Below are 17,157 nucleotides of genomic sequence, written 5' to 3'. Positions count from 1 at the left end.
GTCCGGCCCGCGCCCCCGCCGGCCGGACCGCCTACTCGGTGCGGTCCCGGCCGGACGGCTGCGGCCGGTCCCGGCCCGCCTCTTCCATCGCCGTCCGCAACTTGGCCGCCTGCTCCTTCTCCGCGCGGGCCAGGGCGGCCCTGGCGGCCTTCTCGGCCTCCTTGTCGGCCTTGGCCGCCTCCGCGAGCTGCCGCTTCATGGCCGTGGCGTACATGTCGACGTACTCCTGGCCGGACAGCTTCATGATCTCGTACATGACCTCGTCGGTCACCGCCCTGAGCACGAACCGGTCGTGCTCCATGCCCTGGTAGCGGCGGAAGTCCAGCGGGCGCCCGATGCGGATGCCCGGCCGCATGAGCTTGGGCATCACCTTGCCGGGCGGCTGGATCTTCTCGGTGTCGATCATGGCGACCGGCAGCACGGGCGCGCCGGTGGCCAGCGCCACGCGCGCCAGGCCACCCGGCTTGCCGCGGTAGAGGCGGCCGTCGGGCGAGCGGGTGCCCTCGGGGTAGATGCCGAACAGCTCACCCCGTTCGAGGACCTCTATGCCGCTCTTGATCGCCGCCTCGCCGGCGCCCCGGGTGCCGGAGCGGTCCACGGGGAGCTGACCGACCCCTTTGAAGAACGCCGCGGTCAGACGGCCTTTCACGCCGGGCGTGGTGAAGTACTCGGCCTTGGCGATGAAGGTGACCTTGCGGTCCAGGACGGCCGGCAGGAAGAAGGAGTCCGAGAAGGACAGGTGGTTGCTGGCCAGGATCGCGGGACCCTCGGCGGGTACGTTCTCCAGGCCCTCCACCCAGGGCCTGAAGGCGAGCTTCAGCGGCCCCCCGATGGTGACCTTCATGGTGCCGTACAACAACCGCGTGCCTCCCGTGTGTGTGGCACGAACCTTATCCCGGCGGGCGGCCGACGGACCCGACGGCCCTGGTCGGTGTCAGTGCGGTCGCGTACGGTGAAGGTCCTGCGCGTCGTGCGGCCCCCGGCCCGGACGCGCCGGCCCCGTCGTCCGTCGCCGTACCGCACGTGTGCCCGTCCGTCTCACGAACAGGAGGCCGAAGGTGCCGCTCCTGACCGGAGCAGAGCCGTTCCGCCACGAGGGCGGCGGGACCGCTGTGCTGCTGTGCCACGGATTCACCGGTTCGCCCCAGTCGCTGCGCCCCTGGGCGGATCACCTGGCCGGACGGGGCCTGACCGTCTCGCTGCCCCTGCTGCCCGGACACGGCACGCGCTGGGAGGACCTGCGGGTCACCGGCTGGCAGGACTGGTACGCGGAGGTGGACCGCGAGCTGCGGCGGCTGCGGGAGCGCTCCGAGCGGGTGTTCGTGGCCGGGCTGTCGATGGGCGGCGCGCTGGCCCTGCGGCTGGCCGCGCGGCACGGGGACGCGGTGAGCGGCGTGATGGTCGTCAATCCGGCGAACCGGGTGCACGGGGTGGCGGCGCACGCCCTCCCGGTGCTGCGGCACCTCGTCCCCACCACGCGGGGCATCGCGAGCGACATCGCCCGGCCCGGCGTCACCGAGCTGGGCTACGACCGGGTGCCGCTGCACGCCGCGCACTCCCTGCGGACGTTCCTGCGGACGGTGGACGGCGAACTGCCCCAGGTGACCCAGCCGCTGCTGCTGATGCGCAGCCCGCAGGACCACGTGGTGCCCCCCTCGGACTCGGCGCGGATCCTGGGCCGGGTGTCGTCCACCGACGTCACGGAGGTCCTGCTGGAACAGAGCTACCACGTGGCGACGTTGGACCACGACGCGGAGCGCGTCCTCGACGAGAGCACCGCGTTCATCGGGCGGCTCGCACCCGGCGCCCTCGACGAGGCCGGTCTCGGCAAGGAAGGAACGACCGCAGGTGACTGAGCACGACGCGGGCCGCGAGGACCGCGAGGACCGTGAAGGTCACGAGGGCCCCGAGCCGCGCGCGCCGGAGACGGGCGCGGGCCAGGACGTGCCCCTCGACGAGGACGCCGCGTGGCGGGCGATCGTCGCCGGGTACGGCGACGAACCGCCGGACCCGCCCGGCGCGAAGCCGTTCAAGTCGGTGGAGGACCTCGCCCTGCTGGAGAGCGGCGCGAACGACGCCGACGACACCCGTGACGACGGCGTGCAGACCCAGGCCCCGGCGCCGGCCAGGGCGGACGAGGAGCCGGCCGGCCCGCTGGGCGGCTCGGTCTCCTTCGCCCCGGGCGTCGGCCCCCGCGACTACACGGTGCCCGAGCCCTCCGACGACGACCTCGACGAGAGCGACGAGGGCCACTTCGTCCCGCCCGAGCCACCCCCGCTGCCGGAGACGGACCCGGCGGTCAAGCTGGCCTGGCTCGGGGTGCTCGGCGGCCCGCTGCTGCTCCTGCTGGCGGTCCTGCTCGACTGGTACATGTCCTGGTGGCTGACCACGCTCAGCATCGGCGGTTTCCTGGGCGGCTGCGCCACCCTGGTCATGCGCATGCGCACGGACGACGAGGACGACGACGACCCCGGCCGGGGCGCCGTGGTCTGACCGGTCCGCCTACGCCACCGGGGCGGCCGGAACCCTCAGGGCGGCCAGCACGGGAAGGTGGTCGGTGGCCGCCCTCAGGTCGGCCTCCGTCACCCCGGGGTGGTCGAGCGGCACCCCGCAGCCCAGGACCTCGACGCCCCGGGTCGCGAAGACCGCGTCGATGCGCCGGTGCGGCTCGGTCCGGACCCAGGTGTGCTCGCCGCCCCACGGAGCCGCCGTCCGGCAGTCGGTCAGCGCCCCGGCCAGCCGCCGGAAGGTCCGCCCGCCCGGCCGCTCGTTCACGTCCCCGCCCGCGACCGCGTGCTCGGTGCCCATCCCGGCGAGCCGGTCCAGCAGCATCCCGCCCTGCGCGTACCGCTCGTCGCCGTCCAGCGACAGGTGGCAGCTCAGCACCCCGAGCCGGGCCCCGCCGAACCGCACGACGGCGGTGGCGAAACCCCGCCGGTGCTGCCCCGGCCGGAGCGGCAGCAGGACGTCCTCGGTCCGCTCCACGGTCGCCCGCAGCGAGCACAGCAGCGCCGGACCGGCCGCGGTGGCACCCCCGGAGAGGACCACCAGCCCGGAGGCGGACGCCAGCCGCGCCAGCTTCTTGCGCCACCGGAAGAACCGCGGCGCCTCCTGCACCAGGACCAGGTCGGGCGCGCAGGCGGTGATGACCCGGGCCAGGGCCGCCGGGTCGTCGCGCAGCGAACGGATGTTGTAGCTCAGCACCCGGATCACGGCCGAACCGTCCGGCTCGGTACGGGAGTCGGGCAGCGGCCCAGTCGTCACCATGCCGGTCAACATACGCCGCCCCGCGCGACACGACGGGTCGTACGGGCCGACGACGACCGGACGCGACCCGCTCAGCGGGCTCGGCGGGCTCAGCGGTCATAGCGGGATGAGCGGGCGGGGTCCGGGAGGACGTCACGCCAGGCGGGAGGGGCACCGCGAACCGGGGGGCCGCCCTCCGTCGTGGAGACACGGCCGAACGCGAACGGCGGTCCACGGCCGGGCGGTTCGGGCCGGCCCACGCGGCGGCGACTCGGTGGGCCGAGGCGTCCTCGTGGCGCCCGGGCGCGCGTCGCCCCCCTCCCCCGGGAACGGCTGCGCCCGCCGTCCCCTTCGTCGGGGTGGGGCGGGCGCTGCCGGGTTGGTGGGGGGCGGTCACATGATGGGGTCGGGCTCCCGGGCCAGGTCGGCGGCGCCGACGAGGCCGGCCTTGTTGCCGAGCTGGGCGGCGAGGACGTCGGCGACCGGGCGCCAGTTGCCGCCGACCAGCCACCGCTTGTACGACTTGCGGATCGGCCCGAGGACCAGTTCGCCCTCCTCGGAGAGGCCGCCGCCGACGATGAAGGCGGACGGGTCGAAGAGGGAGGCGAGGTCGGCGAGGCCCGCGCCGACCCAGCGGGCCAGCTCCCGGTAGGAGTCGACGGCCACCCGGTCGCCCTGGCGGGCGGCCACGGACACGTGCTTGCCCTCGATGCCGTCGGGCGTGCCGTCGCCCAGGGCGAGCAGCGTCTCGGCGTTCTCCGGCGTGGCGTTGGCGCGCTGCTGCGCGTAGCGGACGAGGGCGCGGCCCGAGGCGTACTGCTCCCAGCAGCCCTGGGAGCCGCAGCCGCAGAGGAGGCCGTCGGGCACCATGCGGATGTGGCCGAACTCGGCGGCCACGCCGAAGTGACCGCGGCGCAGCTTGTTGCCGATGATGACGCCGCCGCCGAGGCCGGTGCCGAGGGTGATGCAGATGACGTTGCGGTGGCCCTTGCCCGCGCCGAACTTGTACTCGCCCCAGGCCGCCGCGTTGGCGTCGTTCTCCACGACGACCGGGAGGGCCACGCGGGCTTCGACCTTCGCCTTCAGCGGCTCGTTGCGCCAGTCGATGTTGGGGGCGAAGTAGACCTCGGAACGCTGGCGGTTGACGTAGCCGGCCGCACCGATCCCCACGCCGACGATGTCGTGCCCGGCCCGCGCGCCCTCCACCGCGGAGGCGATGGCGTCCACGATGCCCTCGGGTGTGCCCGGGGTCGGCACCTTGTGGGTCGAGAGGATGTTGCCTTCCTCGTCGACCACGCCGGCCGCGATCTTCGTGCCGCCGATGTCGACGCCGATGGTGAGTCCCATGAATCCCTCAGTTTCGGTCGAGCCCCGCTACCGCCCACGGTACCCGAGGCCCTGTCCCCCTTTGTGCGGCGTCCGCCCGGTGGGCGGGCGCGGGGCGGGGTGCGGGAGGCGGCGGCGGCCGGCCCGGGAGGGCTCCGGGCGGCTGCCGGTCAGTCGAGGTCGATGCGTTCGGCGGGGCCGGAGCCGTCGTCGCCGTCCCGGCCCTCGTCCAGGTCCCGGGGGTCGGTGTCACCGGCGCCGGAGGCGCGGGTGGTCCAGCGGCGCTCCTGGTCCTGGACCGCGGCACGGTAGGCGGCGAGGAGTTCGCCGCCCGCGGCGGCGAGGTGGTCGAAGACGTCCGGATTGCGTTCGATGACGGGCTCGACGGCGGCCTTCGCCTGCTGGACGACCTGACGCACCACCTGCTGCGCCGCCGGCCCGGCGACCGCGCCGAGCAGCGGGGACTGCAGGCCGGAGAGCTTGTCGGCGACGGTGTCGACCAGCTTCCGCAGTTCCTCGGCGGCCGATCCGGCGGGCGGGCCGTACTGGGCGCGGCGGCGGGCCTTCTCGGCCTCCAGGTCCTCGGCGCAGGCGGTCGCCCAGGCGTCGGCGTCGGCGGGTGCGCGCCGGTCGGCGGCGGGGCGGGCGCCGGTGGTGGCCGGGGCCTCGGCCGGGACGTCGGCCACCGGGGCGGGCCGGGCGTCGTCGGCGGGCCGCTTCTCGTCCGCGTCCCGCGCCTCGTGCACGGCCTCGCCCCATGCGTCGTCGGACGGGGGGAGCTGTTCGCTCATGACGGACTCCTGACTACGGATGGGCCCTTACGACGGTACCCGAACGGGCTCGGCGCCCGGCCGGGGACGACGACGCGCAGGCCGGATCCGGCAGGTCCCGCCCCGGCGTCGCCCCGGTGGTCCACGTCCCTCCCACAGCGCCCTCCGCCGGACGCAGCGTCCCGCCCGCCTGTTTCGCCGGATTCACCGGCCCTGCGGCCACAGTCCCGGGTCGGGCCGAAACCGGATGGTCAGTTCGCCCTCGCGCAGCGCGGCGCCGTCGACGGTGCAGCGGCGCAGTGCGGAGGGCAGGGCGACGACGCGGCGGAACGCTCCGGCGGCGAGGACGAGTTCGTCGCCGCGCCGGATCAGGTCCAGGTCCTCGCGCCGGGCACCGGGCAGCGGGATGCTCCAGGCCAGGACGCCGTCATCGGTCAGGCGGTCGGTGAGGGGCCAGTCGACGGCGGCCGGGGCCTCGCCCGCGCCGGGCAGGCCGAGGGCGGCGAGGTCCTCGGTGCCGCGCGGGTCGCGTCCGAGGTGGGCGACGGGGTGGACGGTGAACGTCTCCCGCCAGTCGGCGAGCGTCTTGCGCTGCTGGGCGACGGGGCCGGCGAGCCAGCTGTCGTCGAGGTCCTCGGGCAGGACCCGGCTGGCGACGAGGCCGTCGGCACGCAGTCCCCGCAGGGCCAGGCCGAGGACGGCGGTGCGCACCGCGTCGGCCCCGGCCGGGGAGGGCTCGGCGACCAGGCGCACGGTGGTGGAGCGGTCGGCGAGGACGGCCTCGACGGCGGCCAGCTCCAGGTCCCAGCGGGCGGCGGTCTCGTACAGCCGCTCGGCGGGCAGCGGCACCCCGGCGAGGCGGCCGAGCACGGGACGCAGGGCGCGGGCCGCCTGCCGCTCGGGCGGGAGGAGGCGGCGCAGGTAGCGGCGGAGTTCCGCGGGGAGGGCGAACAGCGCGAGGGCGCGTTCGCTCGGCGGGAGGTCGACGACGAGGAGGTCGTACGCCTCGGAGAGGGCCGCGTCCCGCAGGGCGCGCAGCAGGGCGAGTTCCTCGGCGCCGGGCAGCGGGGTGAGTTCCTCGGGTTCGAGGCGGGAGGCGCCGAGCAGGTCGAGGGCGGCGCCCGCGCGGTCCTGGAGGGAGAGCAGGTCGTCCCGGAACGTCGCGTCGTGGTCGACACGGCGGGCGGTGAGGCCCGGGGCGGCCTCGACGGGACCGGCGCCGACCGGTACCCCCAGCACCGCGCCCAGGGTGTCCGTCCGGTCGGTGCCGAGGACGAGGGTGCGGGCGCCCGCGCGGGCGGCGGCGAGCGCGGTGCCGGCCGCGACGGTGGTACGGCCGCTGCCGCCGGGCCCGGTGATCAGGAGGGTACGCATGAGGGTGAACGGTACCCGGGTGCCGACCGGCGCGAACGGTACGTGTGCGCGCCCCGGCGGCACTCCGTGCGCCCTACTTCGCCCCGCCCTCGACCCGCTTCTTCAGGCCGGCCAGGGCCCGGTCGATGATGACCTTCTCGGCCTTGCGCTTGATCATGCCGAGCATCGGGATCTTGACGTCCACGGTGAGCCGGTAGGTCACCTCGGTGGTGGCCGCGCCCGCGGGCCGCAGGACGTAGGAACCGTCCAGGGAGCGCAGCATCTGGGACTTCACCAGGGTCCAGGAGACCTCGTGCTCACCGGTCCAGGTGTAGGCGAGGGTCTGGTCGTCCTTGATCGCACCGGCGTCCATGACGAGGCGCACCTGCTCGGCCCGGCCCTGACCGTCGGTCTTGAGGACCTCCGCCTCCTTCACCTCGCCGGTCCAGTCCGGATAGCGGGCGAAGTCGGCGATCACCCCCATGACCTCGGCCGGAGCCGCCTCGATCGTGATGCTCGAGCTGGTGTGTTCCGCCATCGCCGTGGCTCCTCCAGGTGCGGGCCGGTCGTCGGATCGCCGTGCACGGGCTCCCCGCGCACGCCCGTGCAGCGGAAGGCTACCGCGCGCCCGACCGGCACAACGCACCCGACCTGGGACATCCTGGCCGGATCCGGATCACCGCGGCGGGGCCGGGCGTCCCCCGGCCGGGCCGGGCGCCCCGCGGCGCGCCACGCCGACAGGGGCTGGCGGCCGGGTGGCCCCGGGACGGCCTCTCGGCCCCGGCCCGGCCCGGGGCCCGGGCGAGCGGCTCACCACTCGAGGGCCCAGGGCCGGCCGCTGCTCGCGAAGTGCCCGACGTTCACGCACTCGGTGGCGCCGACCCGCATCCGGCGCACCAGCGGCTGGTGGACGTGGCCGAACAGGGCGTAGCGGGGCCGGGTGCGGTGGATGGCGTCCAGCAGGGCCCGGCTGCCGCGTTCGAAGCGACGGGCGACGGTGTCGTAGACCAGTTCCGGCACCTCGGGCGGGATGTGGGTGCACAGCACGTCGACCTCGCCGACCGCCTCGATCTTCGCCGCGTACTCCTCGTCGCTGATCTCGTACGGCGTGCGCATCGGGGTGCGCAGTCCGCCGCCGACGAAGCCGAAGACCCGGCCGCCGATCTCCACCCGCTCGCCGTCGAGGACGGTGACGCCGGGCCCGGCGTACTCCTGCCAGAGCGGGGGCATGTCGACGTTGCCGTACGTGGCGTACGTCGGCGCGGGGAACGCGGCGAACAGCTCGGCGTACTGCTTGCGCACGGCCTTCTCGATGGCGGTGGCCCGGTCCCCCTCGATGCCCGCCCACAGCCGGGCGCCGAACGCGCGGGCCTCCTCGAAGCGGCGCGCGGTGCGCAGCTCGACGATGCGGTCGGCGTTCTCCCGGCCGAACAGGTCGGGGAAGATGCCGCGGGAGTGGTCGGCGTAGTCGAGGAAGAGCACCAGGTCACCCAGGCAGATCAGGGCGTCGGCGCCCTCTCCCGCCCGGGCGAGGTCACGGGCGTTGCCGTGCACGTCGCTGACCACGTGGACCCGGGTCCGCCCGTTCGCGGGCTGTGCGGTTGCCATGCCGATCAAGCGTAAACAGCGTTTCCGGTGGTGAACAGTGGCGGCCCCCGGCGCCGTCGTCGTTGGCCCGTCGCCCGGGGGGTGGACTACGCTCCGCAAAGAAACACCAGCCTGTGTGACGCAGCGAACATCTCACCGGGACCCCCTGTCGTGGAGGCCATACCGGCGGGTAACGTCCGGGCAGTCCAGTCGTGCTCGGGATTCAACCGTTGACTTCGCGAGCACTCTCCCGAGCCTTGGACCGCACCGTCGCATCGCACAACGTCGTGGCGCCGGCGCCCTAAGAGGAGCAGCAGTCTTGCGCGAGTTCAGCCTTCCGGCTTTGTACGAGGTCCCCGCGGACGGAAACCTGAGTGACATCGTCCGCCGCAACGCCGCGCAGCACCCCGATGTCGCGGTCATCGCCCGCAAGGTCGGCGGTGACTGGCAGGACGTGACGGCCACGGCGTTCCTCGCCGAGGTGCGGTCCGCCGCCAAGGGGCTCATCGCCGCCGGAGTGCAGCCCGGCGACCGGGTGGCGCTGATGTCCCGGACCCGTTACGAGTGGACGCTGCTGGACTTCGCGATCTGGAGCGCGGGCGCGATCACCGTGCCGGTGTACGAGACCAGCTCCGCCGAGCAGGTGGCCTGGATCCTCGGCGACTCCGGCGCCACCGCCTGCGTGGTCGAGCTCGATGTGCACGAGGCCGCCGTGGAGTCGGTGCGCGACCGGCTGCCCGAGCTGAAGCACGTGTGGCAGATCGAGGCGGGCGCCGTGGAGGAACTCGGCCGCCTGGGCCAGGGCGTCACCGACGCCACGGTCGACGAGCGCAGCTCCGTCGCGAAGGCCGACGACCCAGCCACCATCGTCTACACCTCCGGCACCACCGGCCGCCCCAAGGGCTGCGTGCTCACCCACCGCAGCTTCTTCGCGGAGTGCGGCAACATCGTGGAGCGGCTGCGCCCGCTGTTCCGCACCGGCGAATGCTCCGTGCTGCTGTTCCTGCCCCTCGCCCACGTCTTCGGGCGGATGGTGCAGATCGCGCCGATGGTGGCGCCGATCAAGCTCGGCCTCGTGCCCGACATCAAGAACCTCACCGACGAGCTGGCCTCCTTCCGGCCGACCCTGATCCTGGGCGTGCCCCGGGTCTTCGAGAAGGTCTACAACTCGGCCCGCGCCAAGGCGCAGGCCGACGGCAAGGGCAAGATCTTCGACAAGGCGGCCGACACCGCGATCGCCTACAGCCGCGCGCTGGACACGCCGTCCGGGCCGTCGCTCGGGCTGAAGCTGAAGCACAAGGTCTTCGACCGGCTCGTCTACGGCAAGCTGCGCGCGGTCCTCGGCGGCCGGGGCGAGTACGCCATCTCCGGCGGCGCCCCGCTCGGTGAGCGCCTCGGCCACTTCTTCCGCGGCATCGGCTTCAGCGTCCTGGAGGGCTACGGCCTCACCGAGTCCTGCGCGGCCACCGCGTTCAACCCCTGGGACCGGCAGAAGATCGGCACCGTGGGCCAGCCGCTGCCCGGCTCGGTGGTGCGCATCGCCGACGACGGCGAGGTGCTGCTGCACGGCGAGCACCTGTTCAAGGAGTACTGGAACAACCCGGCCGCGACCGCCGAGGCGCTGGCCGACGGCTGGTTCCACACCGGCGACATCGGCACCCTCGACGAGGACGGCTACCTGCGGATCACCGGCCGCAAGAAGGAGATCCTGGTCACCGCGGGCGGCAAGAACGTCGCCCCGGCGGTGATCGAGGACCGGATCCGGGCGCACGCGCTGGTCGCCGAGTGCATGGTCGTCGGCGACGGGCGGCCCTTCGTGGGCGCGCTGGTCACCATCGACGAGGAGTTCCTGGGCCGCTGGTGCGCCGAGCACGGCAAGCCCGCCGGGTCCACGGCGGCGGAACTGCGGGACGACCCGGAGCTGCTGGCCGCGATCCAGACGGCGATCGACGACGGGAACGCGGCGGTGTCCAAGGCGGAGTCGGTACGGAAGTTCCGGGTGCTGTCGGCGCAGTTCACCGAGGAGTCGGGGCACTTGACCCCGTCGCTGAAGCTGAAGCGGAACGTGGTGGCCAAGGACTACGCCCACGAGATCGAGGCGATCTACGCGAAGTAGGGGCTGCGGGGTGCGCGCGCAGTTCCCCGCGCCCCTGAGAGGGGCGTTCGCCCCGCCGTCGGACGGGACCCCGGACGGGGTCGGGCGCCGGGGCGGGGTGGGAGCCGGTGCGCTCCGGCGGCACGGCGTGCGTCGGGGTTGCGCGCGCAGTTCCCCGCGCCCCTGACAGGGGCGCTCGCCCCACCGTCGGACGGGAACCCGGACGGGGGTCGGGCGCCGGGGCGGGGAGGGGGCCGGTGTACTCCGGCGGCACGGCGTGCGTGGTGGTTGCGCGCGCAGTTCCCCGCGCCCCTGACAGGGGCGCTCGCCCCACCGTCGGACGGGACCCCGGACGGGAGTCGGGCGCCGGGGCGGGGAGGGGGCCGGTGCGCTCCGGCGGCACGGCGTGCGTCGGGGGTGCGCGCGCAGTTCCCCGCGCCCCTGACAGGGGTCCCGGGGTTACAGCAGGGTTTTCAGGTGTTCCGCCAAGAGGTCCCAGCGCCACTTCTGTTCGACCCACTCCCGGCCGCGCTCGCCCATCCGGCGGCGCAGGTCCGCGTCGCCGAGGAGGGTGATGAGGCGGTCGGCGGTGGGTCCCGGGGCGCCGCCGGGGACGACCCAGCCGGTCTCGCCGTCCAGGACCGCGTCGGGGGCGCCGCCGGAGTCGCCGGCGACGACGGGGAGGCCGGTCGCGGAGGCCTCCAGGTAGACGATGCCGAGCCCTTCCACGTCCAGGCCCCGCCGCCGGGTGCGGCAGGGCATCGCGAACACGTCCCCGGCGCCGTAGTGGGCGGGCAGCTCGGACCAGGGGACGGAGCCGGTGAAGCGGACCGAGGCGGCGACCCCGGTGTCGTGGGCCAGGCGGCGCAGGTCCTTCTCGTAGGGGCCGCCGCCGACGATCAGCAGCACGGTGTCCGGCTCGGCGGCCAGGACCGCGGGCAGGGCGCGGATCAGGGTGTCCTGGCCCTTGCGCGGCACCAGCCGGGACACGCAGACCACCACCGGCCGGTCCGTCAGGCCGAGCCGGGCGCGGACCTCGTCGCCGCCCGAGCCGGGGTGGAAGGTCTTCTCGTCCACGCCGGGCGGCAGTTGCACCATCCGGGCCGCCGCGTCGGGCGTCAGGGCCCCGGCGATGCGCTCGCGGGTGTACGCGCCGAGGTAGGTGAGCGTGTCGGTGGACTCCCCGATGCGGCGCAGCAGTTGCCGGGCCGCGGGGAGCTGCGCCCAGCCCGCCTCGTGGCCGTGGGTGGTGGCCACGATCCGCTCGGCGCCGGCCCGGCGCAGGGCCGGCGCCATCAGCCCGAGGGGGGCCGCCGCCCCGAACCAGACCGAACGGCACTCGTGTGCGCGCAGCAGGCCGACGGCGCGCCGGGTGACCGCCGGGGTCGGCAGCAGCATCGTGGTGCGGTCGCGCACGACGGTGAAGGGCTGCTCGGCGTCGAAGGCGGCGGTCGCCTCGACGCCTTCCCGGGACCGCTTCCAGGTGGAGGCGTAGACGACCAGCCGGCCGGGGTCCAGGCGCAGCGCCATGTTGTGCAGGAACGCCTGGATGCCGCCCGGGCGGGGCGGGAAGTCGTTGGTCACGATCAGGGTCTTGTGCATCGCCGCAGACCCTACCGAACCGCGGTCGGGGCCGGTCGCGGCAGGCGGACGGCGGGCGTCCCCGGAGCACGCCCGGGGCCCGGCCGCTGTGGCACCGGGGGCGGGCTCCGGGACATCATGGCCCCCTCGGCACCCCCACACCGAGCCTCCCACCGAGACCCCCCACACCGACGGACAGGATCGACGTGAAGACGACGGGCGCGGCACGGCCCCTCTTTGGACTGCTGACCGTCTGGGCCGTGACCAGGACGTTTCTTCTGCTGTGCGTGCTGAAGGTCGTCGTCTTCCCCGGTCCCGACGTCACCAGCGACGTGTCGGTGATCTACCACGACTGGTTCGCGGTGCTGCGTACCGGAACGTTTCCGCTGAACGACGTCACCTGGCAGTACCCGCCCGCGGCGGCCCTGGCGATCCTCTCCCCCGCGCTGCTGCCGTTCCTGGAGTACGCGACCGCGTTCTTCGTCCTGGTGTGCGTGGCCGACCTGGTCACCCTGGGCCTGCTGTGCCGGGCCGCCACGCGCCCCGGGCGGTCGTGGGCCGGCGCCTGGGTGTGGGTGGCCGGCGTCCCGCTGCTCGGGCCGACGGTGTACGCGCGGTACGACGTGATGGTCACCGCGGTGGCGGTGGCGGCGCTGCTGGCCGGGGTCGGCCGGCCCCGGCTGATGGGGGCGCTGGTGGCGTTCGGGGCGCTGCTGAAGGGCTGGCCGGCGCTGCTGCTGCTCGGGGTGCGGCGGCGCTCCGCCTGGGTGGCGGCGGCGCTGACCGGCGCGGGCCTGGCGGCGCTGTTCGCGGCGGTGATGCCGGGGGCGTTCGCCTTCCTGACGTTCCAGCGGGACCGGGGCACGGAGGTCGAGTCGCTGGGCGCGCTGGTCCTGCACGTGGCCCGGCACTTCGGCTGGGACGGTCAGGTGCTGCTCAACTACGGCTCGGTGGAGTTCGTCGGCCCGTACGTGGGCTGGGTGAGCACGGGCGCGCTGCTGCTGAGCGCGGCGGGGTTCGGCTGGCTGGTGCTGTGGCGGCTGCGGGCGACCCGGTTCGCGCCGCACACCGTGGCCGACGCGGCCTTCACGGCGGTGCTGGTGTTCACCACCACGAGCCGGGTGATCAGCCCGCAGTACATGGTGTGGCTGGTCGGCCTCGGGGCGGTGTGCCTGTGCTTCCGGGCGGGCGGCCGGATGCGGCTGCCGGTGGGGCTGGTGCTGGCCGCGTGCCTGGTGACGGTGCTGGAGTTCCCGGTGTGGTTCGCGCACGTGGTGGCCAGTGACCGGCTGGGCATCGGGCTGCTGCTGGTGCGCAACGGCCTCCTGGTCGCCGCGACGCTGCTGGCGGCCCGGGCCCTGTGGTCGTCGACCGCGTCCCGCCGTCCGGCTCCGCCGTCGCCCTCGTCCTCGCCCTCGCCATCGCCCTCGTCGCCGTCGCCGTCGCCGTCGCCGTCCCAGGATCGGACGAGCCGTACGGACGGGACCCAGGTGTCGTCCTGACCGACCGGACGGGACCGGGTGTCGGCCTCACCGTCCCGACAAAGCCCTCGGCGTCCTCCCGGCCGTTCGACCGTCCGGCCGGAACCCCGGGCGCCGTCCGGACCGTCCAGCCGACCGCACCCGGTCTCAGCCGAAGGTGCGCCGCACGTCCTCGCGCCACTGGGCGGTGAAGTCCGCGAGGGTGGTGCCCAGGACCTCGTGCAGGGCCTGTTCGACCGCGCCCTCGCGCCGGTCGTGGGCGCCCACCGCCCGGTAGAAGGCGCGCAGGCGGTCCTCGCCCCAGCGGTCGGCGACGAGGCGGCAGGCCATCCAGCCGCTCTCGTAGGCCCGCGCCAGGCTCCCGGAGTCGCCGGAGAAGCCGAAGTCGTCGTCGGTGGGCAGGGCGGCCGGGACGTCGCCGCGGGCCACCGCGCGGGCCAGTTCGGGCGCGGCCCGGGCCGGGGCGCGGTCGCCGCCGCGGTAGCCGACCCAGTCGGCGAAGCCCTCCGACAGCCACAGCGGGGTGGCGGCCGCGGTGTGGGCGCGGGTGGCGACGTGGGTCGCCTCGTGGGTGAACACCACCTGGCGTCCGGAGTCGCCGAGCACCCCGAACGCCTCGGGGTTGACGATGATCCGGTCCGCCGGGGACCGCTCGCGCGCGCCGGTCTCGCCGGTGGTGACGGCGGCGATGCCCCGGTAGGACGAGGCGGGCGAGTTCAGCAGCCCGGCCATGCCCTCCAGGGAGGTGGGCACCAGGACGACGAGGCGCCGGGGCCACTCCCGGCCCCACGCGTCGGACACCGCGGGCACCGCCCGGTCGGCCAGCCGGGCGTAGTCGCGCAACCGCTCCCGCGACTGCCCGACGCCGAGCACCAGGCTGCCCGCGCCGCGGACGGCCCGGACCCGCCCCTGGTCCCACAGCTGCTCCCCCGACGCCTCGCCCGGCCGTTCGGCGGCGACGCTCCACCGGCCGCCGTCGTCACGGGTGAGGCGCAGGGTGCGGGCGGTGGTGACGGGCGAGCGGTCGTGGCCCTCGATGCGGTAGCGGAGGTCGGCGTCGGCCGTGGCGGTGTCGCCGGTGCGGTGCACGGCGGTCACCCGGTAGGACCAGTCGGCCAGCGGCACGGCGCGCAGGTTGTCGTACCCGGCGCGGGCGCCGGTGGCGGCGTGGGCGGCGGCGTCGGCGTCCAGCAGGGCCCGCGCGCGCCGGTCCAGCAGGGACTGCACCTCGGCCCGGGTGCCGTCGGTGGGCCCGCCGCACGCGACCAGCGAGACCAGCAGCAGGCACAGCGCCACCACGGACGCCCCCGGTCCCCGCACACGGCCTGCCACGTCTTCGAGGGTACGGGCGCGGGGGCCGCTCCGGTCAGACCCGGGTGACCGAGGAGACGGGCATCATCCCGACCGGGTCGTAGCGCACGGGGGCGCCGGGGTAGGGCGCGTGGATCACCTGGCCGTTGCCCACGTACATGCCGACGTGGCTGGCGTCGGAGCGGTAGACGACCAGGTCGCCGGGGCGGGCCTGGGAGAGCGGGACCTGGCGTCCGGCGTACCGTTGGGCCTGCGAGGTGCGCGGGAGGGCGATGCCGGCCTGCGCGTAGGACCACTGCATGAGGCCCGAACAGTCGAAGCCGTTGGGGCCGTTGGCGCCCCAGACGTACGGCTTGCCGAGGGCGGAGCGGGCGGCGGCGAGGGCGGCGCCGGCGCGGCCGGAGACCGGTTCGGCGTCGCCGGGGACGGGCAGGCCGGCGCGGCCGGAGCGGGTGGCCCGGTCGTGGGCGGCACGGGCGTCGTCCGGCAGGGAGTTCAGCAGCCGCCGCGCCTCGGCGAGTTTGCGCTCGACGGTCTTCTTGTGGCGCGACACGGCCTTGCGGCTGCGTTCCAGGTCGCCCAGCTTGCGGGCGGTCTCGGCACGGTCCTGGGCCAGGGTGCGCAGGGCCTCCTGGAGGGTGCGCAGTTCGCCGGCCCGGCGGGTGCCGATGCGGTCGAGGACGGAGGCCTTGTCGAGGTAGTCCTCGGGGTCCTCGGAGAGCAGCAGTTCCAGCGACGGGTCGAGGCCGCCGGAGCGGTACTGGGCGCCGGCCATCGAACCGAGGGCGTCGCGCAGGGTGTTGACGCGTTCCTGCTGCCGGGCGAGGCCGTCCTGGGCGGTGCGGACCTGCCGGCGCAGGGTGTCGGTGCGTTCGTCGGCCTCGTTGTACGCCTCGGTGGCCTTCTCGGCCTCCTCGTAGAGCCGGTCCACCTCGGCCCGGGCGTCGTCGTGCGGTGCGGCGGCGGCCGGTACGGCGCCCAGGACGGTGGCGGCCGCGGAGAGCAGCCCGACGGCGACGGTGGTGCTCCGGTCGGACCCGGAGGACGGTGCAAGGCGGCGGTGGGACCCCACGGGAAGCCGCGCTCCTTCCGCTGGCGGACGGGGAAACGCGGCAGACAGTAACCCCGCGGCGGTGGGCGGACCAACGACCCCGGCGGGCACGCACGGTGACGCCCCGCCTCTGACGCAGGTCACAGGCGGGGCGTGGGCCGCTCGGCGACGTGGTGATTCCCCCGAACGGGGGTACGTCGTGCCGGTGTCCGGCCGGGTGCGGCGGCCGGACGGCGGTGGTGCGGAGGGGTCCGGGTCAGACGCGGACGCCGAACATGAACGGGCCGCCGATGGTGTTCATCGACTCGTAGCGCACGACGGTGCCGGTGCGGGGGGCGTGGATGATCTGGCCGTTGCCCGCGTAGAGGCCCACGTGGTGCAGGTCGTTGAAGAAGAAGACCAGGTCGCCGACCTTGAGGTCGCCGACCGAGTAGATCCGGGTGCCGGCCCCGGTCTGCGCCTCGGAGGTGCGCGGGATGCCGACGCCGGCCTGGGCGTAGGCCCAGGAGGTCAGGCCCGAGCAGTCGAAGGAGGAGGGGCCGGTGGCGCCGTAGACGTAGGGGGTGCCCAGCTTGCTCTGGGCTGCGGCGAAGGCGGCGGCGGCGCGGCCGGAGCCGGCCGGGACCTTGGCGGAGAGCGCCTCGCGCTGGCTGGTGCGGGTGGCGCGGTCCTCCTCCTGGGCGAGCTGGGCCTTCTGCTCGGCGGTGAGGCTGTTGAGCAGCTTCTGCGCGGAGGCCAGCTTGCCCTGGACCTCCTTCTTCTTGTTGCCCAGTTCGGTGCGCGTGGAGGCGAGGTCCTTGAGCTTCTCGCCCGCCTCGGACCGCTGCTGGGCGAGTTCGCGCTGCTTCTTCTGGATCTTCTTCAGCGCGTCGACCTGCTGGGTGCTGAGCTGGTCGAGGGTGGACGCCTTGTCGAGGTAGTCGTCCGGGTCGGCGGAGAGGAACAGCTGCACCGAGGGGTCGATGCCGCCGCTGCGGTACTGGGCGCTGGCCATCGAACCGAGGCCGTCGCGCAGCTCGTTGAGCTCCTGCTGGCCGCGGGCGACGTTGTCCTGGATGGTGGAGATCTCCTTCTGGAGCTTCTCCTGCTTCTCCTTGGCGCCGTTGTACTTCTCGGTGGCCTGCTCCGCCTGCTCGTAGAGCTTGTCGACCTTGGCCTTCACCTCGTCCTTGCTCGGCTTCTCGCTGGGCGCGGCGTTGGCCGCCTGCGAGCTGAGGACGACGGCTGCGGCGGCAGCGGTGGTGAGCACGGTCACTCGTGCGCGGTTCGGCTGCTTGGGACGACGGTGGGACGCCACGGAGGCGAGCTCCTTCTTCCTCCAGCCGCCTACCGACACGCCGGTGGGCGGGGGCCTCC

General features: G+C 74.7%; 15 protein-coding genes. 4 read left to right on the top strand and 11 right to left on the bottom strand.

Annotation, left to right across the window (positions count from 1 at the left end):
• Positions 1-31: 31 nt before the first annotated feature.
• Positions 32-844, bottom strand: coding sequence for a lysophospholipid acyltransferase family protein (locus AC02VZ_RS02745; protein ID WP_432055245.1), 813 nt, complete (start codon positions 842-844; stop codon positions 32-34).
• Between the two features lie 214 nt (positions 845-1,058).
• Here AC02VZ_RS02745 and AC02VZ_RS02740 point away from each other — a divergent pair, with 214 nt between their 5' ends.
• Both AC02VZ_RS02740 and AC02VZ_RS02735 read left to right on the top strand, forming a co-directional pair.
• Complete coding sequence (locus tag AC02VZ_RS02740) at positions 1,059-1,856, top strand: alpha/beta hydrolase (RefSeq protein WP_476474416.1); 798 nt, start codon at positions 1,059-1,061, stop codon at positions 1,854-1,856.
• Positions 1,849-2,493: a hypothetical protein gene (locus AC02VZ_RS02735; protein WP_432055247.1), complete on the top strand. Its 645-nt coding sequence runs from the start codon at positions 1,849-1,851 to the stop codon at positions 2,491-2,493. The genes AC02VZ_RS02740 and AC02VZ_RS02735 overlap by 8 nt, the downstream gene beginning before the upstream one ends.
• Before the next feature lie 9 nt (positions 2,494-2,502).
• Here AC02VZ_RS02735 and AC02VZ_RS02730 read toward each other — a convergent pair whose 3' ends face one another.
• The 6 genes from AC02VZ_RS02730 to AC02VZ_RS02705 form a co-directional block, all read right to left on the bottom strand.
• Positions 2,503-3,267, bottom strand: coding sequence for an endonuclease/exonuclease/phosphatase family protein (locus AC02VZ_RS02730; protein ID WP_476474415.1), 765 nt, complete (start codon positions 3,265-3,267; stop codon positions 2,503-2,505).
• A gap of 372 nt (positions 3,268-3,639) precedes the next feature.
• Positions 3,640-4,593, bottom strand: coding sequence for an ROK family glucokinase (locus AC02VZ_RS02725; protein ID WP_476474414.1), 954 nt, complete (start codon positions 4,591-4,593; stop codon positions 3,640-3,642).
• Positions 4,594-4,742: 149 nt separating this feature from the next.
• Complete coding sequence (locus AC02VZ_RS02720; RefSeq protein ID WP_476474413.1) at positions 4,743-5,363, bottom strand: DUF5304 domain-containing protein; 621 nt, start codon at positions 5,361-5,363, stop codon at positions 4,743-4,745.
• 183 nt (positions 5,364-5,546) lie between these two features.
• Positions 5,547-6,716, bottom strand: coding sequence for an ArsA family ATPase (locus AC02VZ_RS02715; protein ID WP_476474412.1), 1,170 nt, complete (start codon positions 6,714-6,716; stop codon positions 5,547-5,549).
• Positions 6,717-6,789: 73 nt separating this feature from the next.
• The gene (locus tag AC02VZ_RS02710) at positions 6,790-7,233 is read right to left on the bottom strand and encodes an SRPBCC family protein (protein ID WP_432055252.1); all 444 of its coding nucleotides are present in this window, start codon (positions 7,231-7,233) and stop codon (positions 6,790-6,792) included.
• A 272-nt stretch (positions 7,234-7,505) separates the two neighbouring features.
• The gene (locus AC02VZ_RS02705) at positions 7,506-8,261 is read right to left on the bottom strand and encodes a metallophosphoesterase family protein (RefSeq protein ID WP_432055302.1); all 756 of its coding nucleotides are present in this window, start codon (positions 8,259-8,261) and stop codon (positions 7,506-7,508) included.
• A 340-nt stretch (positions 8,262-8,601) separates the two neighbouring features.
• On the opposite strand from AC02VZ_RS02705, the gene AC02VZ_RS02700 reads away from it, so the two are divergent.
• Entirely contained in the window at positions 8,602-10,398 is a 1,797-nt protein-coding gene (locus AC02VZ_RS02700) for an AMP-dependent synthetase/ligase (protein ID WP_476474411.1), read from the top strand.
• 438 nt (positions 10,399-10,836) lie between these two features.
• Here the strand turns inward: AC02VZ_RS02700 and AC02VZ_RS02695 are convergent, their stop codons facing one another.
• The gene (locus tag AC02VZ_RS02695; protein WP_432055254.1) at positions 10,837-11,979 is read right to left on the bottom strand and encodes a glycosyltransferase family 4 protein; all 1,143 of its coding nucleotides are present in this window, start codon (positions 11,977-11,979) and stop codon (positions 10,837-10,839) included.
• Positions 11,980-12,164: 185 nt separating this feature from the next.
• Between AC02VZ_RS02695 and AC02VZ_RS02690 the strand changes: the two genes are divergently transcribed.
• A complete protein-coding gene (locus AC02VZ_RS02690; RefSeq protein ID WP_432055255.1) occupies positions 12,165-13,460 on the top strand; it encodes a glycosyltransferase 87 family protein in 1,296 nt (431 codons plus the stop codon).
• A 126-nt stretch (positions 13,461-13,586) separates the two neighbouring features.
• On the opposite strand, the gene AC02VZ_RS02685 is transcribed toward AC02VZ_RS02690, so the two are convergent.
• From AC02VZ_RS02685 to AC02VZ_RS02675, 3 genes are all read right to left on the bottom strand, one after another.
• Positions 13,587-14,771: a gluzincin family metallopeptidase gene (locus AC02VZ_RS02685; RefSeq protein ID WP_432055256.1), complete on the bottom strand. Its 1,185-nt coding sequence runs from the start codon at positions 14,769-14,771 to the stop codon at positions 13,587-13,589.
• A gap of 34 nt (positions 14,772-14,805) precedes the next feature.
• Positions 14,806-15,822, bottom strand: coding sequence for a C40 family peptidase (locus AC02VZ_RS02680; protein ID WP_432055257.1), 1,017 nt, complete (start codon positions 15,820-15,822; stop codon positions 14,806-14,808).
• Between the two features lie 235 nt (positions 15,823-16,057).
• Entirely contained in the window at positions 16,058-17,098 is a 1,041-nt protein-coding gene (locus AC02VZ_RS02675) for a C40 family peptidase (RefSeq protein WP_432055258.1), read from the bottom strand.
• Positions 17,099-17,157 lie beyond the last annotated feature (59 nt).

It is taken from the genome of Streptomyces sp. 3-6, assembly GCF_056323165.1.
The sequence above is the reverse complement of the archived record's forward strand: the minus strand, read 5'-3'. Positions and strand labels throughout refer to the sequence as shown.